The organism is Nocardia sp. NPDC052254 (assembly GCF_040679495.1).
Lineage (GTDB): Bacteria > Actinomycetota > Actinomycetes > Mycobacteriales > Mycobacteriaceae > Nocardia.
In genome coordinates, this window is record NZ_JBFAUW010000005.1 from 169,277 (window position 1) to 190,253 (window position 20,977).

The following is a 20,977-nucleotide window of genomic DNA, read 5'->3' on the forward strand; positions in this document are numbered from 1 at the left end:
AACTGTCGTCCGGTATCGCTTCGATCCACGATCCTGCGCGACGTCGAATCGGATGCACGGCAATCGAAGTCGTGCCCGGATGCGCTCAGGTGAGCTTGACGCGCGCCGCGACGAAGCGGTGGATCGCCGGTGCCAGGCGGCTGAAGTGGTACTGCAGATGCGCTTCCGGGGTGACGGGGACGATATCGCGGTGACGTTGCACCGCCCGCACGATCCGCTGCGCCACCTTCTCCGGCCCGTAGCCGCGCCGGCGGTACAGCGCATCGTATTTCGCCTGCTTCGCGGTCTCGTCGGCATCGGACAGACCCGAGAACTTGGTGGTGGCAACGATATTCGTGTGCACGACGCCGGGGCAGACGGTGTGCACCTCGATGCCCTTGCCTGCCAGCTCGGCGCGCAGGCAGTCGGAGAACATGAACACCGCGGACTTACTGGTCGAATAGGCGCTGAAACCCTGCTGCGGGCTGTAGGCGGCCATACTCGACAGATTGACGATGTGGCCGCCGAGCCCGCGCCGCGCCATGGCCGCGCCGAATGTCCGGCAGCCGTTGAGCACCCCGCCCAGATTGACCCGCAGGACGCGGTCGAATTCGGCGGCGGAGGTCTCGAAGAAGTCTCCGGCCTGGCCGATTCCGGCGTTGTTGATCAGGATGTCGGGCACGCCGTGCGCGGCGATCACGGTCGCCGCGTGCTCGGCCATCGCCGCCTCGTCGGAGACGTCGACCGGGTAGGCGTGTGCTGTCGCGCCCGCGGCCGTGATCAGTTCGGCGGTCTGCTTGGCCGCGTCCGCGTCGAGGTCCGACAGCACGATCTCGGCGCCGAGCCGGGCGAAGGCCAGTGCGGTCTCACGGCCGATTCCGCTGCCGCCGCCGGTGATCACGACCAGCTGATCGCCGAACGGTGCGCTCTGCTTACCGACTTCGGCACGGCGCAGCGTGCGCGGCTGTTCGCCGGTCGCGAGGGAATCCGCGAGTTCGATCGCGGCGGTGGCGAGCAGTTCGGGATGGGAGAACGGCAGCCAGTGCCCGCCCGCGACCTCACGCCGCCACAGCCGGTCGGTCCAGCTGGTCTCGTCGTCGTAGCCGGCCGGGCGGACGGCGACATCGCGGCGCGCGATGATCAGCTGCACCGGCACCTCGGTGTGGCGCTCCCGCGGTCCCAGCATGCGCGGCAGGATATTGGCGCGATAGATCCGCATCCCGTCGAAGAAGTCCTGCCGGAACGCCGGACCGAGTGTGACGTTGTCGGGCGAGGTTTCGTTCATCAGGCCGATGAACCGCTTCCAGACCTTCTCCGATGACAGCGGCCGCAGCACCGCCTTGTTCAGCCCGGGGGTCATGAACAGGAAGGTGTAGGCCGACGACAGCAACTGGGTGGCCGGTCCCCACACGGCGCCACGGCCCATCCGGTTCCGGGTCCATTTCGCCAGGTGGTCGAGGTTCGGGCCGGATACCGAGGTGAACGAGGCGATCCGCGCGGTGGCCCGCGGTTCGCACACCGCCTCCCAGACCTGCACCGAACCCCAGTCGTGGGCGAGCACGTGCACCGGCGCGTCCGGGCTCACCGCATCGGCGACCGCGTAGAAATCGGAGGCGAATCGGTCCAGGCCGTAGTCCTCGGTGCGGGAGGTTCGGGTCGAGCGGCCGTGCCCGCGAGTGTCATAGGCGACGACGTGGAAATGATCGGTGAGCAGCGGAATCACGCGATCCCACAGGTGATGGTCATCGGGCCAGCCGTGCACGAGCAGCAGGGTCGGCGCGGACGGATCGCCGTATTCGTAGACGGCGATGTCGAATTCGCCGTTGCGGACGAAGTGTTCGGTGTCCGGTACGACAGCGGTGTCGGTCACGAGAATCTCCTCGGGTGGCCCGATGGGGGCGGGGATGGTCAGAGGTCGAGTACCAAACGTTCACCGGCACAGCGAGATACGCAGATGAGCAGCTCGCCGTCGGCGCGTTCGCCGGGAGTCAGAACGGTGTCGCGGTGGTCGGGTTCCCCGGCCACGACGTGCACCTTGCAGGTACGGCAGAAGCCCTGCCGGCAGGAGTAGGCGATATCGGGGCGCACCCGCAGCACCTCCTCGAGCAGGGAGCGGTCGGCGGGGATGTCGAGGACCTCGCCGGTGCGCGCGAGTTCGACGCGGAACGGTTTGCCGTCCACCACCGGCGCGGCGGAGAAGCGCTCGGAATACAGTTCCACACCGCGCATCTCGCGGACGGCGGCAGCGATCACCGCGGTCATCGGCACCGGTCCGCAACAATGGACCGAGGTGTCACGCCCCACGCCAGGAAGCAGATCGGCCGCGGTGGGAAGGCCGTATTCGTCGTCGGTGCGTACGGTGACGCGATCGCCGAAGTATTCGATCTCGGGCAGGAACGGCAACGTGTCGCGGCTGCGGCCGGTGTAGACCAGCGACCAGTCCAGCCCCAGCCGATGTGCCGCCCGCACCATCGGCAGGATCGGCGTCACGCCGATCCCGCCGGCGACGAAATGCACTCGCGCGGCACCGGATCCGTATCCCGGTGGCACGAACGGAAAGGCGTTGCGCGGCCCCCGCACGGTCAGTTCGGTGCCGGGCAGCACGGTGTCGTGCACCTCCACCGAACCACCGAGCCCGGCCGGAATCCGGCGCACGGCGATCCGGTAGTGGTGCCGATCGGCCGGATCACCGCACAGCGAGTACTGCCGCAACCGGCCGGAGGGCAGTTCCAGATCCAGATGGGCGCCGGGCCGCCAGGACGGCAGCATCCGGCCGTCGGGAGCCGCGAGCAACAGGCTGATCACATCGGTGTCGCGCGCCTCGACCCGGCGTTCCACCACGGTCAGCCGCAGCCGTCCGTCGTCCACACCACCGGCGGTGACCTGGCGATTGATCGTCGACGACCACCGCAGGCGCGCCTGTGCCAGGAAACTGATGAGCTGTGTCGGCCGGTCGCGGCCGGTCTTGCGGTAGAGATCCGGCGGCAGTTCGGCCGGTACCGGACGCCGGGTACTCACGAGGCGAGTGCCTGCGCCGCAGGCGATTTCGCCAGATAGGCCACGGCCTGCGCGGTCGAGCCGACCGAGGCGGGGGTGTATCCCGGCTTGGCGACCGACAGCGCCGACCACAGCAGCGACGGAATACCGGGCAGCGCACCGCGCCACATGGCGCCGAACGCCTTGCCCACGATGCGCGGGTAGCGCATGTTCGGCAGCTCCGGATCCTGATGGACGAGGTATTTGGTGCCGCGCAGCAGCAGCGCCACGAAGACCGGGAAGACGATGGCCATCAGCGCGCAGCGGCGCACGTAGCCGACCTCGAAGTAGGTGGCGACATCGTGGGCGACGAAGCGGTGCTCGACCTCTTCGGCCCCGTGCCAGCGATACAGATCGAGCATATTGGGCGCGGCACCGAACTGCTCCAGATCGGCATTGATGATCCAGTCGCCCAGGAAGGCGAAGAAGTGCTCGAGGGTGGCGATGAAGCCCAGCCGCTCCACCAGCGTCTGGAACTCCGCGCGCGCGTCCTGTCCGGCGCGCGGTCCCAGCGCCTTGCGGAAGACGTACTCCATCTGACGCGCGTAACTGTCCACATCGACGCCGTGTGCCTTGAACACCTGCTGCACCGAGTCGTTGTGGGTCTCGGCGTGCATGGCCTCCTGTCCCATGAAGCCGATGACCTGTTCACGCAGCTTCTCGTCCTTGATCAGCGGCAGCGCCTCGGAGAAGGTCTCGATGAACATGCGCTCGCCCTCGGGCAGCAGCAGGTTGAGCGAATTGAACACATGGGCGGCGATGGGTTCCGATGCCAGCCACTGCAGCGGCGTCGCCTGCCAGTCGAACCGCACATTGCGTGCGTGCAGCGCTACCTCACCCGGTTCGCCCGCATCGCCATTGCGCAGGGGAAGTAACTTCATCGGTACTCCTGGTCGTCATGTCGGCCATGGGTCCCGATCGCGCAGGGACCATTGCTACGCCAGCGTAGCAACTTTTGGACGATATGCGACACCCTGAGTACCACATAGATTGCCTAGGGTGTGCGCTCAGCGCGAGGTCATCGGCCAGGTCTTCGCATGCCCCTCGGCGTCTGCCGTGGTCACCTTGGTGAAGACATTGCCCGGACGGGCCACGTCGGTCAGCGTGAGATGCACCTTCTTGGTCACGAACGTGCCGGCAGCACAGTTCGGATCGCAGGTGTTGTCCCGTTCGATGCCGTCGCCCTGCGCTTGTTCCGGCCCCCAGTTCTGCCACGCGATCTGCTCGACCTGGGCTCCCAGATCAGCACAGGCGAGGATCAGATGGTCGGGACGGACGGCCGGCTCATCGAAGGAACAGTCGATAACTTCGGGGGCGGATCCCCGGGCGCTGACCTGTGCCGCCGTGGAATCCGCCGGGCGGGCGGTTCCGGAGTCGGTGGATCCGCAGCCGGCGGGTATCAGTAGTGCGGCGGCCGCGATCGCCCCGAACAGCGGGCGGCCCCGGCGCCGAATCGTGTCACTGTTCATATCGGTCCCCAGCTCATCGCTTGCAGTGCGGCCCGCCGCTCGGGCGGGTGGCCCCCAACCTAGTGGATCGAGACCCGCGGGCAAGTCCGCCGCGGCGGGGTCACCGCTGGTCCGGGACTCTCCGATCCGGATCCAGATGGCCGCCCGCCCAGGTCCAGAGCGGATGCAGTGCGCGGCCGAGCCCGGCGCCGGCATCGGTCAGTTCGTAGACCTTGTCGGCACGTTTGACGATGATTGCGGCCGCCTGCAGGGCCTGCAGCCGCACCGACAGGATGCTGGACGAGCAGTGATCCATCCGGCGGCGCAATTCCAGGAATCCGAGCGGGCCGGGTTCCAGTTCCCACACGATACGCAGCATCCAGCGCTGCCCGAGCAGTTCCATCGCCGCCTTGGGGGCCGCCGCACCATCGCTTGCACTTCTCATTTCGAACCACCATAGTGATTCTGAATCAGAAGCAATCGGCGGGAGTGCAGATGGATTCGCAACGCATCGTGTTGATCACCGGCGCCGCGCGCGGTATCGGGGCGCAGACCGCCCGGATCCTCGCCGGCCGCGGCGATCACGTCGTCCTGAATTATCGCGAGAAGCACAGGCGCGCAGATGATCTCGCTGCGGAGATCGCCGCGGACGGCGGTGCCGCGACGCCACTGGGCGCCGATCTCACCGATCCGGATGCGGTGGCGGAGCTGATCGCCGGAATCGGCGAGCGGTTCGGACGCCTGGATGTGCTGATCCTCAACGCCTCCGGCGGTCTGGAACAGGGTGCCGCCCCCGACTACGCCATGGCGATCAACCGCGACGCTCAGCTGCGACTGGTCGACTCGGCGCTGCCGCTGCTGAAACCGGGCGCGCACATCGTGTTCGTCACCAGCCATCAGGCACACTTCCACGGCCGCACACCGGCTCCACCCGGCTATGAACCGATCGCGGCGAGCAAACGCGCGGGCGAGGACGCACTGCGGGCACGGATCGACGAATTATCTTCGCGCGGTATCGGTTTCACCGTCGTCTCGGGAGACATGATCGAGGGCACGATCATCGTGCGCCTGCTCGAGCGACGTGCCCCGGAAGCTGTGGCCGCCCGCACCGAGCACGGCGCGCTGCCCACGATCGAGGAGTTCGCCACGGCCATCGCCGATGCCACCTCGGCTACGACCGCACCCGGCCACACCATCTACATCGGTGGCGCCGACTACTTCGCCGGGACCTGACCCGCAAGCAGGTCGCGTCCGCAGCGGTTGACGGGAATCTTCGTGGGTAGCGGCGAGTCAGCCGTTGGCGTGGTCGAACCACTCGTAGGGAATCGACCAGTCCCACACCGGCTCGGGCTCCTCGACGAGCTGGGTACAGTCGTAGTAGACAGGGACCATCGCGCCGAAACCCGCTCCCAGAGCGGATAATCCGCTCAGAACACAGCGCCAGAACGCGGACTTCTCGAGTCGGTGCACCGAAATCGACCTCCTTGTCGCGCGGTCGGCGCGGCGGGCGACACCGTCACCCGCGGCACCGTGCCGATCAACGCTGTGGGGCAAGACAGTACGCCCGCACAGCCACGTTGTGTCCGGATTCGGGAATCTTCACAGCAGACCCGCAGCAGTCAGATCGCGGACGTATTTTTCGATCAATTCCCGGGTCAGATGCGGTATGTCGCGATCGGGACCGATACCGGCCGCGCGCACCGCGGCCCGGAAGCCGTCGGCGGGCAGGACCGATCCCGCGACCGGTGGCGCGGGCCGGCGGAAGGCGTGCAGCAGCGGCAGGACCGAGTGGCGGCGCTGCCGTTCGGGCAGGGCAAGCAACGCGGTCTCGAAGCGGCTGAGCCAGTCGGCGTAGTCGTCGATGCGGACGATCGAGCGGCCGGATGCGATGAGCCAGTCCACGAAGGTGTCCAGGCCGATGCCGTCGTCGTGCGGATTCAGCACATCGAAACTGGTGAATCCCGACGTTGGCCCGGCGCCGAGCACGGTGATCGCCGCGGCGGTGAAATCGGCGGGGAGGCCGTCGTAATGGCCGCCGTCGCCGCGATAGAACGAGGCGGGTGCCAGACCCGTGGCGAGCACACTGAGCAGCAGCCGGGTGAACATGTCCGGCAGGTTGATCTGTCCCTCGAATGTGCTGTGCGCCAGGATCATATCGGAGCGGAACACCGCCACCGGCAGACCGCACAGGTCGTGCGCTTCCCGCAGCAACACCTCACCGGCCCATTTGCTGTTGCCGTAACCGTTGGCATAACCGGCGTCGACGGCGCGCTGCGGGCTGATCTCGCGGATATCGCCGTCCTCGGCGAATCGGGCGGGCTCGATCCGGTCCCCCACCGCCACGGTCGACAGGTAGGTCACCGGTGTGCGGCGGCCGGTGATCGCGAACCGGATGATCTCGGCCGTGCCGACCACGTTCGGCCCGAACAGCTGGTCGTAGGGCAGCACATGATTGACCAGGGCCGCCGGATGCACCACCAGGTCGACGGTGTCGGCGAGCTCGCGCCAGTCCGGTTCGGGCAGACCCAGATTCGGCTCGCCGATATCACCGGCCAGGACGGTCAGCCGCGACGACAGCTCCCGATACCGTTGCAGCAGTGCGGGATCGCCGCTGTCGAAGGCCTCGTCCACGCGGGCACGGGCGGCTTCGGCATCGCTGCCGCGCACGATGCAGATCAGTGTCCCGTCGATCGGGTCGAGGCGCGCGAGCCATTCCAGGCACAGGAACCGGCCCAGATAGCCGTTGGCGCCGGTCAGCAGCACGGTGCGCGGCGGATCGGTCACCGGCGGCAGATCCGTTGCGGCGGAGAGTGTTCCGGGATCGATGAACTTGTCCAGGGTGAGCTCTCCGGCCCGCACCAGAGCACCGGACTCGTGGACGGTCGCGGCGGTGGGACGGCGGGTGCCCTGTCCGCGTTCGGTCTCGATGTAGTCGGCCAGGCGCCGCAACGTATTCGCCGGATGCACGATGGTTCCCACCGGAACGTCGACCGCGAACAGTTCGCTCAGCAGCGTCGACAGCGACAGCGCCGACAGGGAATCACCACCCAGATCGGTGAAATGCGCCTCGGGCCGGATATCGGCTCCGGCGCAGCCCAGCAGCGCCCGCGCGGCCCGGCCGACGGTCTCGGTCACCGGGCGCTCCCCTGCCTCGCGGCGCAGTGCGGCCAGTTCGTCGGCCTGCTCTCGCGACAGTTCGGTGTAGAGCTGTTCCAGACCCTTGCCGTAGCGCTCGGTGAGTTTGGGCCGCAACAGTTTCCCGATCCCCGACAACAAACCGTTGTCCTGGGTGAAGGGTTCGTTCTCGAGCAGGAAGTCGCGCGGGATCTCGTAGGAGTTGAGTCCCGCCTCCCGGGCGAGGCGCTGGAGCGACTCGCCGAGCGCCGAGCGCGGATCGGGCAGCGCCAGTGCCTCCTCGGAGGGCACGATCACCGCCAGCAGATAGGCGCGCTCACTGCTGCCGTAGACGAATATCTGCCGGATCAGAGAACTGGTGGAGAACACCGATTCCAGCTTCGCCACGGTAATGAACTCACCCTGGGACAGTTTGAGCACATTGTTGCGCCGATCGACGTAGACCAGATGATCGGGCCCGATTTCGGCGACCACATCGCCGGTGCGATAGAAGCCGTCCTCGTCGAACATCGCCGCGGTGATCTCGGGCCGCTTGTAGTAGCCGTGGAACATGGTGGTGGTCTCGAGCAGCAGTTCACCGCGCGGATATGGCCGGTCGGTGGCGAAGTAGCCGAGTTCGGGAACGTCGGCCAGCCGGTAGTCCAGCACGGGTGGGCGCCGGACCTTGTTGTCGACGATGACGCTGCCGCCGGCCTCGGTGGAGCCGTACCCGTCGTGCAGCCCGATCCCGAGCACCGATTCCATGAACGCGCGCATCTCCGGGGCGAGCGGAGCGCTGGCGCACATGGCTCCGAGGAAGCGGCCGCCCAGTACTCGTTGGCGCAGTGCGACTTTCACCTCGTCGTCGACGACGGCCCGCTCACCACCGGCTGCCACCCGGGCCTCGACCTCGCCCTGATGCCGGTGCAGCAGCATCTCGCAGACCCGGGGTACGAAGACCAGTTCGGTGGGCCGGACGAGTTCCAGATCCTCGAACAGCGTCGACATGTCGCTGCGCGCGGTGAAGTACGCGGTGCCGCCGCGCGCCAGGGTGCCGCCGAGTTGCAGGCGGCCCGCGACGTGACTGAGCGGCAGATAGTTCAGGGTGATCGCGGGCACCGGGGCTTTCGCGGTGTACAGCCACATCGTCGCGGCGAGACTGTCGGTGTACATGGCACCCTTGGGCGTTCCGGTGCTACCGGAGGTGTAGATCAGCAGTGCCAGCGGATCGTCCTGCGCCGCAGCCGGTTCCGGGCCCGGTGCCGCGTCACGGTCGAGGAGTTCGCCGACCGTGGCGAGGGTTCGCCCGGATGCGGCCAGTCGTTCGCGGGCCGCCGCCAGTGCCGCGTTCCCGTCATCGGTACCGGTGGTGTCGAAAATGACCACATGCGCGACCGACCCGCTCGCCAGCGCGGCCTCGACGGTCGCGTCCAGCAGTTCGGCACTGCTCGCCAGCACCCGGGCGCCGGTCTCGCCGATGATCGAGTTCCATTGCGCCACACCGGCAGTGGCCTGCAACGGAACGGCGACGGTCCCGAGTCGCACGCCCGCTAGATCGACGATGACGTACTCGCTGCTGACGAATCCGACCGTGCAGACGAAGTCCCCGGCCCGCACCCCCGCGGCATACCAGGCATTCGCCAGCGCCGCCGAGCGCGCCCACAGCTGCCGATAGGTCAGCGTCTCGAAGCGGGGCAGCAGGCGCCGGACCCGGCGACCGCTCGCATCGGTGACGAACTCGGCGGCCCGCTGCCCCACCGCCGGGCGATCGGCGTAGGCGGTCATGACCGTGTCGACCAGTGCGCGCAATCCCAGACCGGGAGCCTCGATCGCCTCGCTCACCTCGGCCCGCGGCCAGGCCGCCAGTACCTCGGCATCCTCCCTCGCCGCGGCGAGTCGCCGTTTACGCTCGGCCTTCCGGTCCGTCGCGGCCATGGGCGGGTCTCCCTCGGTCGTTCCCTGTGGGCGAGTCGCCGCCCGAGCGCCGATATGGCGCGCATCACCGTTAACTTAGCTCTGCTAACTACCCCCGCGTCAAGGTCCCGTGGAAATTTCCCGCTCGGCAATCCCGGCAATCCGGCTATTCGCTGGTCGACGCCCCCGCCCATCGAACCGGCCGCCGTGACCGGTCACCCACCGGCGCTCACGGTGAGTAGTTCCTGCGCGTACTTTCGGAATGCGGTGACCAGCCGGTCGCGGTCGTCGCGGCGGGCAGCCAAGGCGACGTGGGCCGGGTCGACACCGTGCAACGGAATCGCGACGATATCGGGCCGGATCGACGGGAGGTTGCGGCCCGCCGCGATGGCGATGGCCTCACCGGCCGCGATGACCTCGAGTTTGTCCTCGATGGCGTCGATGATCGGGCCGTCGGGCGCGGGGCGGCCGTCGGGGCGAGGATCGATGCGCCAGAAGGATTCCCAGGCCGGATTCGACTCGCGCAGGCGGGGCACGGGTTCGTCGGCGATGTCGTCGAGGGTCACGAAGTCGTTGTGCGCCAACCGGTGATCGACCGGTACGAGTACCACGCGCGGTTCGTCGTAGAGGACGGTGACCTGCAATCCCTCGGTGGGAAAGGGCAATCGGGAGACCAGCACGTCGACCCGGTGATCGAGCAGTGCGGCCGGGACGTCGGTCACCTGCACATGATGGGCGCGCACCTCGGCGTCGGGATGGCGGCGGCGCATCTCGCGCACGACGGGGGTGATGATCAGGTCTCCGGTGTAGCCGATGGTGAGGTGACCGGGGCGGGCGGCGGCACGGGCCTGGGCAACGACCCGGCCCGCGGTCCGCAGCAAGGTGCGCGCCTGCGGCAGGAACACCTCGCCCGCCTCGGTGAGCCGGGTGCCCCGCGGACCGCGGTCCAGCAGCCGGACGCCGAGCTGCCGTTCGAGCCGGTTGATCTGCCGGCTCAGCGAGGGCTGGGTGACGTGCAGGATCTCCGCGGCACGACCGAAGTGCGCGTGCTCGGCGACAACGGTGAAGCAATGCACGAGCCGCAGGTCGAGATCCACTGCGGGCGGCACATCGGTCATATCGCCACACTAACCGTGCCCGAACATCACTGTCGCAGACCTGGCCGCACCAGCTGCGGTGATGCGCGAAACGTATTGCCTGATGCGAAAGATTCATTGGCCGGAGAGCCTCATTCGGAACCAGAGTGGACTCGAGCGTGCGCATCCGCGCCCGCGGCGAATTCATCTGGAGGAACGCCATGACGATCAACCCCGCGGTCGACGCGGCACGCCGAACGCTCGGACCGGTCGGGGTGAGCCTGCCGGTCTCCTTCACGAGCACCCCACCGGCTGCCGCGCAGCGGGATGCGGGCCGACTGCTCGAACGTGCCGGTTACGGCACCATCTGGACCAACGAGGTCATCGGCAAGGACGCGTTCACGCACCTGGCCGTGCTGCTCGCCGCCACCGAACACATCGCGGTGGGCACCTGTGTGGCCAATATCTGGGCGCGGCCGCCACAGACCGCACACGGTGCGGCGGCCTATCTGGCCGACGCGTATCCGGGCCGGTTCGCGCTCGGTCTGGGCGTCGGCTACCCGCAGCAGGCCGACAGTGTGGGCCGGCCGTTCGGTAGTCCGCTGACCACCATGCGCGACTACTTCGCCGGAATGGACGGTGAAACCTGGCCGCCCGCACCGGATGTGGCGTATCCGCGGCTGCTCGCGGCGAACGGCCCGAAGATGCTCGCACTCGCCGGTGAGATCGCCGACGGTGCGCTGCCCGCGGGGCTGCCACCGGAACACACCGCGCGAGCCAGGCGCATACTCGGCCCGGACAAGCTCCTCGTGGTGGGACTCTCGGCGGTGATCGACGACGATCACGATCGAGCCCGGGCCGCCGCGCGGCAGGTGGTCACGGGGCACTCCGGCCAAGCTGCCTTCCGGGCCACGCTGGCCGAATTCGGTTATCCGGTAACGGAGCACGGCGAGCCGGACGATCGTGTGGTGGACGCGCTCGTCGCGCACGGCACACCGGACGCGATCGCCGCGAAGGTGCGCGAACACCTCGACGCCGGTGCCGACCATGTCGTTCTGCTGGCACCGATCGGCACCGAATTCGTCTCTGGCGTAGCTGGTTCGACCCGCCTCGCACCGGCGCTCAGCGGCCTCGGCTGACCGCAGCGCGCCGACTTTTCCGGTCCGGAAAGTCCGGAAAGAGCGGCGGGCGTAGGGAAATTCCGTTCACGCGATCTCCTGAACCGGGATTCGTCGTGGACCGGACATACGTTGAGCGAGTCCGTCGCTCAGGTTCTCACCGCCAGCCTCGAAGAGATCCTCGGCCAGGCGGCCGCCACCACCGGGGCTTCATATCCCCGGTCGGGTGAATCGGCGTGGATGGGTGTCCGGTCAGAAGTTCGGGCGGTTCTGCACCCACCGGAACGGTGTGCTGCGTTGCGGGAAGCTGTCCGGGTCGATCCGGTCGAGCGTGAGGGTGACCTGGTGGCCGTCCAGTTCGCCGGTCAGGACGGCTCGGTCCGGCGAGTTTGTCTGGAAGGTCAGTGTGCCCGAGGGATTTCGAGTGCCGTCGGATGTTGCCACCGGTCCCGAGGGTGGTGTCCCCTCGATCAGTTGGATCCGATGGGATGCGGCGTCCACATCGACAGGTGCAGTAACCAGGGTGTCGTCCATCCGCTGAACGGTGATCCTGTTGGAATAGTCGAACACCACTGTCTTCCAGCGTGTTTCGTCGGTTGTCAGCGGTGGCACCGGTTGCCCGTCGCGGGTGAACTGCGACACCGACCAGATGCCGTACAGCGGTGGCTTGGTGCGGTCGGGCCCGCCGGAATGCCAAGCGTGCCAGCCGCTGTACACGAGCGCCACCGTCATCCACAGGGCGAGCGCGATCTGCGTCAGCGCCGCGATACGGCGAGATCTCCTGGTGTGGAACGGATACGGTACGGCGGAGGGACCGGTCGCGCGGTCGAGCAGCAGCACTCGGGTCAGCCGCCGGGTCTCGGGCGCCAGCAGCAGCAACGACATGAGCAGGAGATGGGTGGACGAGATCTTCTCCGGCACATCGAAGGTCATGTTCAATACGACGATCTGCAGCGTGTCGATCAGTGCCAGCAACGCGCCGAGCAACGCGGTACGTGGGATGAGCAGCAGGATCGCCGCCGTGATTTCCGCCGCGCCGAGCAGCATTTCGTACGGCCTCGACGTACCTACCTGCGACCACAGCACGGCCATCGGCGTGAGGTCACCGTACTTCGTCAGCAGCGTGGTCAGCGACGGCTCGGGCATCTGTGTCGGAATCGCCTTCGCGACGCCGAAACTCAGCATCTGACCGGCCAGCATTATGCGGATGCCGAGGAGAAACCAGCCCGCGAGTGTGCGATGGTGCGTCCGGTGCCGGTCCAGTACCGACCACACCGCCGTGCCGGTCACCGCCACGACCAGGATGCAGAACAGCAGCACCCAGAAGATCGTCTGGTCACCGACCCCGGTCGGATACAGCTGTACGGGGGTGCCGAACAGCTCCCGGCCCACCCAGTTCAGGGCGGGCTGCAGTTTCCGGATGTGCCAGAACTGTGCGTTGTAGCCGAGCCGGCGGCCGAGGGGGCCGGTCAGCACGAACAGGATCGGCGGAGTCAGTACACAGAACAAGCCGAAGTACAGAAAACAGAACCGGAACGCGACAAGGGTGAGCGTGTTCCACCGCGCTCGTCGAGCCGGCTGCGTTTCCACCCTGGGCATGGTCACAGTAGTCGTCACGGCCGCATCCTTGGATCGTGTGCCGGGTCGGGATACATGGCAGGACAACCGTTCTCGATCGCCTCGGGGCGCAGTTCGTAGTGCCACGGCTCGTTGCGATAGATCTGGCACAGTCCGTACGCGGCGCCGTGTGCGGACAGCCATGCCGCGGCGCCGGAGCCGAGGTCGACCGCGTTGCCGGATACGTGCGCGGACGTGTCGGCGGTGGCGACCAATCGGGCGGCCGCCCGCGTCGAGCCGTACTTCGCGACCGCCTCGCGACGCAGCCGATTCTGATACTCCCGGCTACGCCAGCCACTGTTGACGCGGAACTCGACACCCTCGGGGCTCGCGTCGGCCGCCGCGGCACGCAGCGCCCCGATCAGATCGGGTGCGAGGTTGGCCACGCCCGGATACTCGTCGTCGAACACTGTGACGCCGTTCGGGAGACCACCCTCGTCCGGGACGGCCCGGCCGGTGTGGTCGCCGCGCAGGACCTCACTCACCAAGCGAACCGATGACGACGCCGACTGGTAGACCAGGGTGGCGGCGACCGCGGCAGTGGCGACGAGCAGACCGGCCGCGGCAGGCCGGCGGGTCGTTGTCGGTGATCCAGTTCTTCGACTCATGCCGCCAGTCAAGACTCGGCGGTGTTGCCGGCCCGTATGCGATTTTCCATACGCTCACGAAATGTCGTGCCTCGTACCATCGAGATCATGCGTGTTCTGATCGTCGAGGACGAGCCCTACCTGGCAGAAGCCGTTCGGGATGGGCTGCGCCTGGAGGCGATCGCGGCCGATATCGCCGGTGACGGCGACACGGCCCTGGAGTTGCTGAACATCAACACCTACGACATAGCGGTCCTCGACCGCGACATCCCCGGCCCCTCGGGTGACCGGATCGCCGAGCACATCGTCGCGTCCGGTTCCGGTATGCCGATCCTGATGCTCACCGCCGCCGACCGGCTCGACGACAAGGCCTCCGGCTTCGAGCTCGGCGCCGACGACTATCTCACCAAACCGTTCGAACTCCGTGAACTCGCGCTCAGGCTCCGGGCGCTCGACCGCAGGCGCGTCCACCGCCGGCCACCGGTGCGGGAGATCGCGGGCCTGCGGGTGGACCCGTTCCGTCGCGAGGTCTACCGCGAAGGCCGCTATGTGGCGCTCACCCGCAAGCAGTTCGCCGTACTCGACGTTCTCGTCGCCGCCGAGGGTGGTGTCATCAGCGCCGAGGAGCTGCTGGAACGGGCGTGGGACGAGAATGCCGACCCCTTCACCAACGCGGTGCGCATCACCGTCTCGGCACTGCGCAAACGGCTCGGTGAGCCATGGCTCATCGCCACTGTGCCCGGGGTCGGCTACCGCATCGACACCGGAACGTGAGGGAGTCGACCGTGGACAGGGCGCCGGGGTTGAGCGTTCGCCTCAAACTGACCCTCAGTTACGTCGGGTTTCTCATGGTCGCGGGTGCCCTGCTGCTGGCCGCCGTGTGGGTGTTCCTCCTGCGAGGGCGCTCGAACGTCCTGTTCGTTCCCGATCTGTCCGACTTCCGGCGCGCCTTCGACCCGCACAGCTTCGGTTCCGCCGTCTTCGTCCCGGCGGCAGTCCTGGTGCTGGGGTTCCTGCTGGTCTTCGGCCTCGTGGGCGGGTGGATTCTCGCCGGTCGCATGCTCGCCCCACTGACTCGAATCACCGAGGCCACCCGAACGGCCGCCGGCGGATCGCTGTCCCAGCGGATCCGGCTGCCCGGCCGTAGCGACGAGTTCCGCGAACTCGCCGACAGCTTCGACACCATGCTCGCCCAGCTGGAAGCTCATGTCGGCGAACAGAAGAGATTCGCGGCCAACGCCTCCCACGAACTGCGCACCCCGCTGGCCATCACGCGGGCACTGCTCGACGTGGCGCACAACGATCCCGAAAGCAGCACCCCGGAACTCGTCGACCGACTCCGCGCCGTCAACACCAGAGCGATCGACCTCACCGAGGCGCTACTCCTGCTCAGCCGCGCCGACCAGCGATCGTTCACCCGAGCACGCGTCGATCTGTCCCTCATGGCGGAAGAAGCCTCCGAAACACTTCTCCCCTTCGCGGAGAAACGCGGTGTCGCCATCGAAACCTCCGGCGACATCACCCCGGCCATCGGCTCACCCGCACTCCTGCTGCAGTTGAGCACGAACCTCGTCCACAACGCGATCGTGCACAACCTGCCCGACCGTGGCACCGTCTGGGTCACGACCAGCGCGCACCCCGGAACGGTCGTACTCACGGTCGAGAACACCGGCGAGATACTCTCGCCACAAGCGGTTTCCACGCTCGTCGAACCGTTTCGCCGCGGCACCGAACGCATCCATACCGACCACGCGGGTGCCGGGCTGGGCCTGGCGATAGTTCAGAGCATCGTCCGAGCCCACGACGGGACCCTCACCCTCACGCCCCGGCCCTCGGGCGGGCTCCGGGTCTCCGTGCAACTCCCCGCCGCACCACCACACACCGGCAGCTGACGGTCAGGGAATCGGCTGCCGGAGGTGGTGAGAAATGTGCGCACGCCGTCGCACCTTGCCCCGGCAGCGATCTGGATCTGAAAATACTGCGCCACACTATGTTTCATCGAAATGTGGAATCAGCCAGGATCGGCTTCGGGGGCTCGGATCGTTTGTGTGGAGCGGGGCTATGCCTGGTCGAACTCGCCGTGTTGCACACCGGCGGTGAAGGTGGACCACTCGGCGGGGGTGAAGATCAGGGCCGGGCCGGTGGGGTTCTTCGAATCACGTACGCCCACACCAGCATCGAGAAAAGCCACCTCGACACAGTCCTTGCTCGCACCCGAGAAGCTCGACTTGAACCACTTCGCTCCGGACAGGTCGTTGCTCACCGGAATGCTCCTATGCCTGGTCGAACTCGCCCATCGTGACACCGACCGTGAAAGCAGACCATTCGGAGGGGGTGAAGACCAGAGCCGGGCCGGTGGGATCCTTCGAATCACGCACGCCCACACCAGCATCGACGAAAGCCACCTCGACGCAATCTTTGCTCGAACCCGAGAAGCTCGACTTGAACCACTTCGCCCCAGACAGGTCGTTGCTCACCGCATGCGCTCCTTGATCAGTGCTACCGACTCAGCTTCAGTCAACGCTACACGATCAATCTCCCGAAGTGCCTGCATATAACGTTGAAGCTCAGCCTCACGCTCCAAGTACAGATCACCGGTCCACCCCTCGACGTAGACGATCGGCGGCTGCGGCAGACCGGACACGAGGTCTGGAAATTCCAGCAGCGTGAAGTTCCCGGCATAGGCCCCGAGGTGGCTCGAAGCAGCGAACCGGACGACCCGGATGCAAACGTTCGGTAGTACCGCCAGCGAGACCAGTTGCTGCAGTTGTTCATCGAATACTGCTGGGCCACCGACCTGTTCGTACAGAAGGGTCTCATACACAAACACTGTCACCTGCAGGTTCGGATCCATCAACCTCTCTTGACGATGCGTCTGCCATTCGATCTGCCGCTCGAGATGATCAATGGGCATGTCCGGATATTCCGTCCATGCCATCGTTCGCCGATACGCGGGGGTCTGGAGCAGCCCCGGCATGATGGCCGTTTTCCAGATCGTCAAACGGCTCGCTGCATCTTCAAGTGCGAGATAGTGATTGAATCCGGTCGCCTGCGCGTCCGCATAGGCTCTCCACCAGCTGGCTGTCACCTTCCCCTCCCGTGACGCACGAATCTCCTTCACCAGATCGAGGCAGATCCGCCGCTCCTCACCGGTGGCTCCGTACTTGTCGCACAGCGCATTGACTTGCAGCTGGGTGATCCGCGTCGTCTGCCCCTCCTCGATCCTGCCGATCGTCTGGTGCGACGTCTCCGCGATGCGCGCGGCCTGAGATTGCCCCATCCCCTTGGCATTCCGCAGTCGCCGCAGTTCACGACCCAATGCGCGCTGCGCGAGCGTACTTCCTGACCCCATATCGTTAGCTCCCCTATCTCTCGTGTCCCGGTTTTCTGGACAGGTCCCCTCTGGACAGGTCGCTGACGGACGAGTTCACACAATCGGCACGGTGGCTCGTGCCCGGAATCGCCGTCATTCGGCTTCAACTCGCGGCCGAATCGGTGCAACCTCAACGCCGACAACCACTTTCACATCGCAGGGAAAGTATCCATCATGGGACTGTTGAAGCACGATCGAATGCCGATAATGACAGTGTCTTTCGCGCATGTCGTCATGCAATTGCACATCGACTGCGCATTGTGCGTCTGCCCGGTGAAACAACAGGCGAAACAAAGACTGATCGAGGCGAAACACCTGGTACCGGACACGGGACGGTCGCGATGAGTGCGGGTATCGTTCTAGCTCTGAGTATTCCACTCGGAGTAATCCTGCTCGCAGTGTTCTGGCCGGAACGGAATTCCCGAAACGAATCACACAACTCGGTTTCCGCCATTCTGGACCGCATTGCCCTCGAGGACCGGGTGCGAAAGGTGAGATACCGTGACCGGCGACACGAATAGTCATCATTTCCGGACCGAGGTCGGACCACACTCGGCCTGGTGGCGGGTGGTACGCGAGGAGCGGATCGAGGTCACTCACCTCACCGATCGCGAACACCTCATCGACACGGCATGTTTCGTCAACCACCGGGTCGTGCGCACTTCCCGAGACGGCGTGGTGTTCGCCGATCCGCCCACCCTGGCCGTCGCGCATTTTCTCGCGCCGGAGTATCACAGCCTGTGGTGCGCGATCAGCGAGGAGTTCCGCCGGAAGTCCGGACCGTGACGAACGGGCGGATGCGTCGATCGCCGGGCGGGACCTCGTGGTGAAAATGGTTTCCACCAGGACTCGCCCGTCCCGCCGAGGTGGACCGAACTATAGTCCGGACAGGTGTCCGGAGGAATCCCGGCGGGCTTAGACTGAGCCTCGGTGAAATCGGCACCACGACGTGTAAAGGAGACTCCATGTCCGAGAAGGTTCGCGGCGTCATCGCCCGCAGTGTGGGCGCACCGGTCGAGATCGTCGAGATCGTCATTCCCGACCCGGGCCCGCACGACGTGGTGGTACGCGTGCAGGCCTGCGGCGTGTGCCACACCGATCTGACCTACCGCGAGGGCGGTATCAACGACGAATTCCCGTTCCTGCTCGGCCACGAGGCGGCAGGCGTGGTGGAAACCGTCGGCGACGCGGTCACCCACGTCCAGCCGGGTGATTCCGTCGTGCTCAACTGGCGCGCGGTGTGCGGTCAGTGCCGCGCCTGCAAGCGCGGCAAGCCGTGGTACTGCTTCGACACCCACAACGCCAGCCGTCCCATGACCCTGGCCGACGGCACCGAGCTCACGCCCGCGCTGGGCATCGGCGCATTCGCCGACAAGACACTCGTGCACGAGGGCCAGTGCACCGTCATCGACGCCGAGACCGACCCGGCGGTCGCGGGGCTGCTGGGCTGTGGCGTGATGGCCGGGCTGGGCGCGGCGATCAACACCGGCGGGGTGAGCTACGGCGATTCGGTCGCGGTGATCGGCTGCGGCGGTGTCGGTGACGCGGCCATCGCCGGCGCCCGGCTGGCCGGGGCGACGACCATCATCGCGATCGACCGGGACTCGCGAAAGCTGGAGTGGGCCAAGGATCTCGGGGCCACCCACACCATCGAGGCCGGTGACGATGTGGTCGAGCAGGTCCAGGAACTGACCGGCGGATTCGGCGCCGATGTCGTCATCGACGCGGTCGGGCGGCCCGAGACCTGGAAGCAGGCGTTCTACGCGCGCGACCTGGCCGGGACCGTGGTGCTGGTCGGCGTGCCGACCCCGGATATGAAGCTCGACATGCCACTGATCGACTTCTTCTCGCACGGCGGCTCGCTGAAGTCGTCCTGGTACGGCGACTGCCTGCCCGAACGCGACTTCCCGATGCTGCTGGACCTGTACCGGCAGGGCCGGTTGCCACTGGAGCGGTTCGTCAGCGAGCGCGTCGGCCTCGATCAGGTCGAAGCGGCCTTCACCACCATGCACCACGGTGACGTCCTGCGATCGGTGGTGACGCTGTGAGGATCGATCGGGTCGTCACCTCCGGGAAGTTCGAATTGGACGGCGGCAGCTGGGATGTCGAGAACAACGTCTGGGTGGTCGGTGACGACGACGAGGTGATCGTGATCGACGCCGCCCACCAGGCCGAGCCGATCATCGCGGCCGTCGCCGGGCGCACCGTGCGGGCGATCGTGTGCACGCACGCCCACAACGACCACATCAACGTGGCTTCCCAGCTGGCCGAGGCCCTGAACGCGCCGATCCGGCTGCATCCGGCCGACGAGATGCTGTGGACCGCCCTGTATCCCGACACCGGTTACGAAGCGCTCACCGATCGGGAGCGAATTCCCTTGGCGGGCAGCGAGATCGAGGTCCTGCACACCCCCGGCCACTCCCCCGGCGCGGTGAGCCTGCACCTGCCCTCGGAACAGACCGTCTTCACCGGCGACACCCTGTTCGCCGGTGGACCGGGCGCCACCGGCCGCTCGTTCTCCAGCTTCCCGACCATCATCGAATCCATCCGCACCCGCCTGCTGACCCTGCCGGCCGACACCGTCGTGCGCACCGGCCACGGCGACTCCACCACGATCGGCGCCGAGGCGCCGCACCTGCCGGAATGGATCAAACGCGGAAGCTGAGCCTCCCGAGACCACGACCGAGGGCCGCACGATCCTCCGTGCGGCCCTCGGTCGTTTCCGGGACACGTTCAGGACCGGGTCGTGGCCGGCTGCTCGGTTTCACGACCCGGATCACACGAGGGTCATCGCTTCCGCAATCCGTCCAGCACCTTGCGAGCCTGCGCGCGGGCGATCGATTCGAGTTCACCCGCGCTCACCGGGGGTTCTCCGATCGCGCGCAGTACGGCAACCTCGACCCGGACCGATGTGTTGCTGTCCTGTACGCCGACGATGTAGTTCATGCCCGTGGAAACACTGGAGTTGCCCTCCAGCGAACGCCAATAGCCTTGTGTGCCGATATCGGTGACACCGCCGGAGGCCGAACCCTCCTGGGTCCGGGTGGTGTCATCCTGTTTCCACTTGTCGTATTCGGGCGCAAGGCCCGCGTTGGTGAAGACGACCTGCACACTCATCGAGGCTTCGTCGCTCGTGACATCGTCGACCGGGGATGTGCTGGTGTAGCCGAGCTGGCAGAGCAGGCTGCCGATGCCGTGCTCGGCGGGGCGCATCTCGTTGTGCTGAACCGGCTTCGGGGTCGACGACCACTTGGTCAGCGGTGCGGGATCGACCAGATCGCAGGCGTTGGCGACCGCGTCCATCGAGTAGATCCCCGGCGCGGGTCGCGGCAGCGCCGAGGTCGTGCCGGTCGCGGACGCCGCGGCCGTTGTCGTGGTATCGGCTGGGGCGGACCGACCGCGGTCACCGGTGTCGCCGCCGACCGAGAAACCTACTGCCACACCGATTCCCAGGACCAGCACCAGTGCGGCCACACCCGCGGCGATCAACCCGGCCCTGCTACCACCGGCCGGCGAGGCGCTGGGCGGCTGCGGGTATAGATGACCGAGCGGCTCGTGAGCGGCGGGGTACTGCGCGTGCGGCGGCGGGTCGGTGGCGTCCGGGGGCGGCGGGTCGAATACCGGGTCGGTATGGGGCGCGACCGGTGGCCCGACGTCCGCTATCGGTTGATCGTGTGGTTCGTGCCGAGAATCGGGCATTGCCTCCCCGTCCGAT

Annotated in this window: 21 protein-coding genes; 7 read left to right on the forward strand and 14 right to left on the reverse strand. The window is 67.0% G+C overall.

What is annotated here, in order from left to right; translation table 11 throughout:
* Nucleotides 1-85 precede the first annotated feature (85 nt).
* The 5 genes from AB0L57_RS15190 to AB0L57_RS15210 form a co-directional block, all read right to left on the reverse strand.
* The gene (locus tag AB0L57_RS15190; protein ID WP_364962412.1) at nucleotides 86-1,855 is read right to left on the reverse strand and encodes an SDR family oxidoreductase; all 1,770 of its coding nucleotides are present in this window, start codon (nucleotides 1,853-1,855) and stop codon (nucleotides 86-88) included.
* Nucleotides 1,856-1,887: 32 nt separating this feature from the next.
* A complete protein-coding gene (locus AB0L57_RS15195; protein WP_364961691.1) occupies nucleotides 1,888-2,997 on the reverse strand; it encodes a PDR/VanB family oxidoreductase in 1,110 nt (369 codons plus the stop codon).
* Nucleotides 2,994-3,896 (reverse strand): metal-dependent hydrolase, encoded by a 903-nt coding sequence (locus AB0L57_RS15200; RefSeq protein WP_364961693.1) that lies wholly within the window; start codon nucleotides 3,894-3,896, stop codon nucleotides 2,994-2,996. The genes AB0L57_RS15195 and AB0L57_RS15200 overlap by 4 nt, the downstream gene beginning before the upstream one ends.
* 126 nt (nucleotides 3,897-4,022) lie before the next feature.
* Nucleotides 4,023-4,484 (reverse strand): hypothetical protein, encoded by a 462-nt coding sequence (locus AB0L57_RS15205; RefSeq protein WP_364961695.1) that lies wholly within the window; start codon nucleotides 4,482-4,484, stop codon nucleotides 4,023-4,025.
* A gap of 100 nt (nucleotides 4,485-4,584) precedes the next feature.
* Complete coding sequence (locus tag AB0L57_RS15210; protein WP_364961697.1) at nucleotides 4,585-4,908, reverse strand: helix-turn-helix domain-containing protein; 324 nt, start codon at nucleotides 4,906-4,908, stop codon at nucleotides 4,585-4,587.
* A gap of 50 nt (nucleotides 4,909-4,958) precedes the next feature.
* Here AB0L57_RS15210 and AB0L57_RS15215 point away from each other — a divergent pair, with 50 nt between their 5' ends.
* The gene (locus AB0L57_RS15215; RefSeq protein ID WP_364961699.1) at nucleotides 4,959-5,696 is read left to right on the forward strand and encodes an SDR family oxidoreductase; all 738 of its coding nucleotides are present in this window, start codon (nucleotides 4,959-4,961) and stop codon (nucleotides 5,694-5,696) included.
* Nucleotides 5,697-5,753: 57 nt separating this feature from the next.
* Here AB0L57_RS15215 and AB0L57_RS15220 read toward each other — a convergent pair whose 3' ends face one another.
* From AB0L57_RS15220 to AB0L57_RS15230, 3 genes are all read right to left on the reverse strand, one after another.
* Nucleotides 5,754-5,933, reverse strand: a complete 180-nt coding sequence (locus AB0L57_RS15220; protein WP_364961701.1) for a hypothetical protein — start codon at nucleotides 5,931-5,933, stop codon at nucleotides 5,754-5,756.
* A gap of 129 nt (nucleotides 5,934-6,062) precedes the next feature.
* A complete protein-coding gene (car, locus tag AB0L57_RS15225; protein WP_364961703.1) occupies nucleotides 6,063-9,512 on the reverse strand; it encodes a carboxylic acid reductase in 3,450 nt (1,149 codons plus the stop codon).
* 194 nt (nucleotides 9,513-9,706) lie between these two features.
* A complete protein-coding gene (locus AB0L57_RS15230; RefSeq protein WP_364961705.1) occupies nucleotides 9,707-10,609 on the reverse strand; it encodes a LysR substrate-binding domain-containing protein in 903 nt (300 codons plus the stop codon).
* 179 nt (nucleotides 10,610-10,788) lie between these two features.
* Between AB0L57_RS15230 and AB0L57_RS15235 the strand changes: the two genes are divergently transcribed.
* A complete protein-coding gene (locus AB0L57_RS15235) occupies nucleotides 10,789-11,706 on the forward strand; it encodes a TIGR03620 family F420-dependent LLM class oxidoreductase (RefSeq protein ID WP_364961707.1) in 918 nt (305 codons plus the stop codon).
* Between the two features lie 231 nt (nucleotides 11,707-11,937).
* Here AB0L57_RS15235 and AB0L57_RS15240 read toward each other — a convergent pair whose 3' ends face one another.
* Nucleotides 11,938-13,302, reverse strand: coding sequence for a DoxX family protein (locus AB0L57_RS15240; RefSeq protein ID WP_364961709.1), 1,365 nt, complete (start codon nucleotides 13,300-13,302; stop codon nucleotides 11,938-11,940).
* Nucleotides 13,299-13,910 carry a D-alanyl-D-alanine carboxypeptidase family protein gene (locus tag AB0L57_RS15245; RefSeq protein WP_364961711.1) on the reverse strand — a complete coding sequence of 204 codons (612 nt, stop codon included), beginning with the start codon at nucleotides 13,908-13,910 and terminating at the stop codon, nucleotides 13,299-13,301. Before AB0L57_RS15245 ends, AB0L57_RS15240 begins: the two co-directional genes overlap by 4 nt.
* Before the next feature lie 87 nt (nucleotides 13,911-13,997).
* Between AB0L57_RS15245 and AB0L57_RS15250 the strand changes: the two genes are divergently transcribed.
* Nucleotides 13,998-14,663 carry a response regulator transcription factor gene (locus tag AB0L57_RS15250; RefSeq protein ID WP_364961713.1) on the forward strand — a complete coding sequence of 222 codons (666 nt, stop codon included), beginning with the start codon at nucleotides 13,998-14,000 and terminating at the stop codon, nucleotides 14,661-14,663.
* Between the two features lie 11 nt (nucleotides 14,664-14,674).
* Nucleotides 14,675-15,781 carry a HAMP domain-containing sensor histidine kinase gene (locus AB0L57_RS15255; RefSeq protein ID WP_364961715.1) on the forward strand — a complete coding sequence of 369 codons (1,107 nt, stop codon included), beginning with the start codon at nucleotides 14,675-14,677 and terminating at the stop codon, nucleotides 15,779-15,781.
* Nucleotides 15,782-15,948: 167 nt separating this feature from the next.
* Here the strand turns inward: AB0L57_RS15255 and AB0L57_RS15260 are convergent, their stop codons facing one another.
* The 3 genes from AB0L57_RS15260 to AB0L57_RS15270 are packed head-to-tail and all read right to left on the reverse strand — an operon-like array spanning nucleotide 15,949 to nucleotide 17,241.
* The gene (locus tag AB0L57_RS15260; protein ID WP_364961717.1) at nucleotides 15,949-16,152 is read right to left on the reverse strand and encodes a DUF397 domain-containing protein; all 204 of its coding nucleotides are present in this window, start codon (nucleotides 16,150-16,152) and stop codon (nucleotides 15,949-15,951) included.
* Between the two features lie 10 nt (nucleotides 16,153-16,162).
* On the reverse strand, nucleotides 16,163-16,366 hold the full coding sequence (locus AB0L57_RS15265; RefSeq protein WP_364961718.1) for a DUF397 domain-containing protein: 204 nt from the start codon (nucleotides 16,364-16,366) through the stop codon (nucleotides 16,163-16,165).
* A complete protein-coding gene (locus AB0L57_RS15270) occupies nucleotides 16,363-17,241 on the reverse strand; it encodes a helix-turn-helix transcriptional regulator (RefSeq protein WP_364961720.1) in 879 nt (292 codons plus the stop codon). The genes AB0L57_RS15265 and AB0L57_RS15270 overlap by 4 nt, the downstream gene beginning before the upstream one ends.
* A 522-nt stretch (nucleotides 17,242-17,763) precedes the next feature.
* Here AB0L57_RS15270 and AB0L57_RS15275 point away from each other — a divergent pair.
* The 3 genes from AB0L57_RS15275 (at nucleotide 17,764) to AB0L57_RS15285 (ending at nucleotide 19,927) form a co-directional block, all read left to right on the forward strand.
* On the forward strand, nucleotides 17,764-18,048 hold the full coding sequence (locus AB0L57_RS15275) for a hypothetical protein (protein WP_364961722.1): 285 nt from the start codon (nucleotides 17,764-17,766) through the stop codon (nucleotides 18,046-18,048).
* Between the two features lie 179 nt (nucleotides 18,049-18,227).
* A complete protein-coding gene (locus AB0L57_RS15280) occupies nucleotides 18,228-19,310 on the forward strand; it encodes an S-(hydroxymethyl)mycothiol dehydrogenase (RefSeq protein WP_364961724.1) in 1,083 nt (360 codons plus the stop codon).
* Nucleotides 19,307-19,927: an MBL fold metallo-hydrolase gene (locus AB0L57_RS15285; RefSeq protein ID WP_364961726.1), complete on the forward strand. Its 621-nt coding sequence runs from the start codon at nucleotides 19,307-19,309 to the stop codon at nucleotides 19,925-19,927. Before AB0L57_RS15280 ends, AB0L57_RS15285 begins: the two co-directional genes overlap by 4 nt.
* A 122-nt stretch (nucleotides 19,928-20,049) precedes the next feature.
* Here the strand turns inward: AB0L57_RS15285 and AB0L57_RS15290 are convergent, their stop codons facing one another.
* Complete coding sequence (locus tag AB0L57_RS15290; protein WP_364961728.1) at nucleotides 20,050-20,961, reverse strand: hypothetical protein; 912 nt, start codon at nucleotides 20,959-20,961, stop codon at nucleotides 20,050-20,052.
* Nucleotides 20,962-20,977: the final 16 nt, after the last annotated feature.

What these genes read in the sequence shown, in the direction of transcription:
- AB0L57_RS15200 (WP_364961693.1), bottom strand. Translation starts at nt 3,896, where the DNA reads ATGAAGTTACTTCCCCTGCGCAATGGCGATGCGGGCGAACCGGGTGAG.
- AB0L57_RS15205 (WP_364961695.1), bottom strand. Translation starts at nt 4,484, where the DNA reads ATGAACAGTGACACGATTCGGCGCCGGGGCCGCCCGCTGTTCGGGGCG.
- AB0L57_RS15210 (WP_364961697.1), bottom strand. Translation starts at nt 4,908, where the DNA reads ATGAGAAGTGCAAGCGATGGTGCGGCGGCCCCCAAGGCGGCGATGGAA.
- AB0L57_RS15215 (WP_364961699.1), top strand. Translation starts at nt 4,959, where the DNA reads ATGGATTCGCAACGCATCGTGTTGATCACCGGCGCCGCGCGCGGTATC.
- car (WP_364961703.1), bottom strand. Translation starts at nt 9,512, where the DNA reads ATGGCCGCGACGGACCGGAAGGCCGAGCGTAAACGGCGACTCGCCGCG.
- AB0L57_RS15230 (WP_364961705.1), bottom strand. Translation starts at nt 10,609, where the DNA reads ATGACCGATGTGCCGCCCGCAGTGGATCTCGACCTGCGGCTCGTGCAT.
- AB0L57_RS15235 (WP_364961707.1), top strand. Translation starts at nt 10,789, where the DNA reads ATGACGATCAACCCCGCGGTCGACGCGGCACGCCGAACGCTCGGACCG.
- AB0L57_RS15245 (WP_364961711.1), bottom strand. Translation starts at nt 13,910, where the DNA reads ATGAGTCGAAGAACTGGATCACCGACAACGACCCGCCGGCCTGCCGCG.
- AB0L57_RS15250 (WP_364961713.1), top strand. Translation starts at nt 13,998, where the DNA reads ATGCGTGTTCTGATCGTCGAGGACGAGCCCTACCTGGCAGAAGCCGTT.
- AB0L57_RS15270 (WP_364961720.1), bottom strand. Translation starts at nt 17,241, where the DNA reads ATGGGGTCAGGAAGTACGCTCGCGCAGCGCGCATTGGGTCGTGAACTG.
- AB0L57_RS15280 (WP_364961724.1), top strand. Translation starts at nt 18,228, where the DNA reads ATGTCCGAGAAGGTTCGCGGCGTCATCGCCCGCAGTGTGGGCGCACCG.
- AB0L57_RS15290 (WP_364961728.1), bottom strand. Translation starts at nt 20,961, where the DNA reads ATGCCCGATTCTCGGCACGAACCACACGATCAACCGATAGCGGACGTC.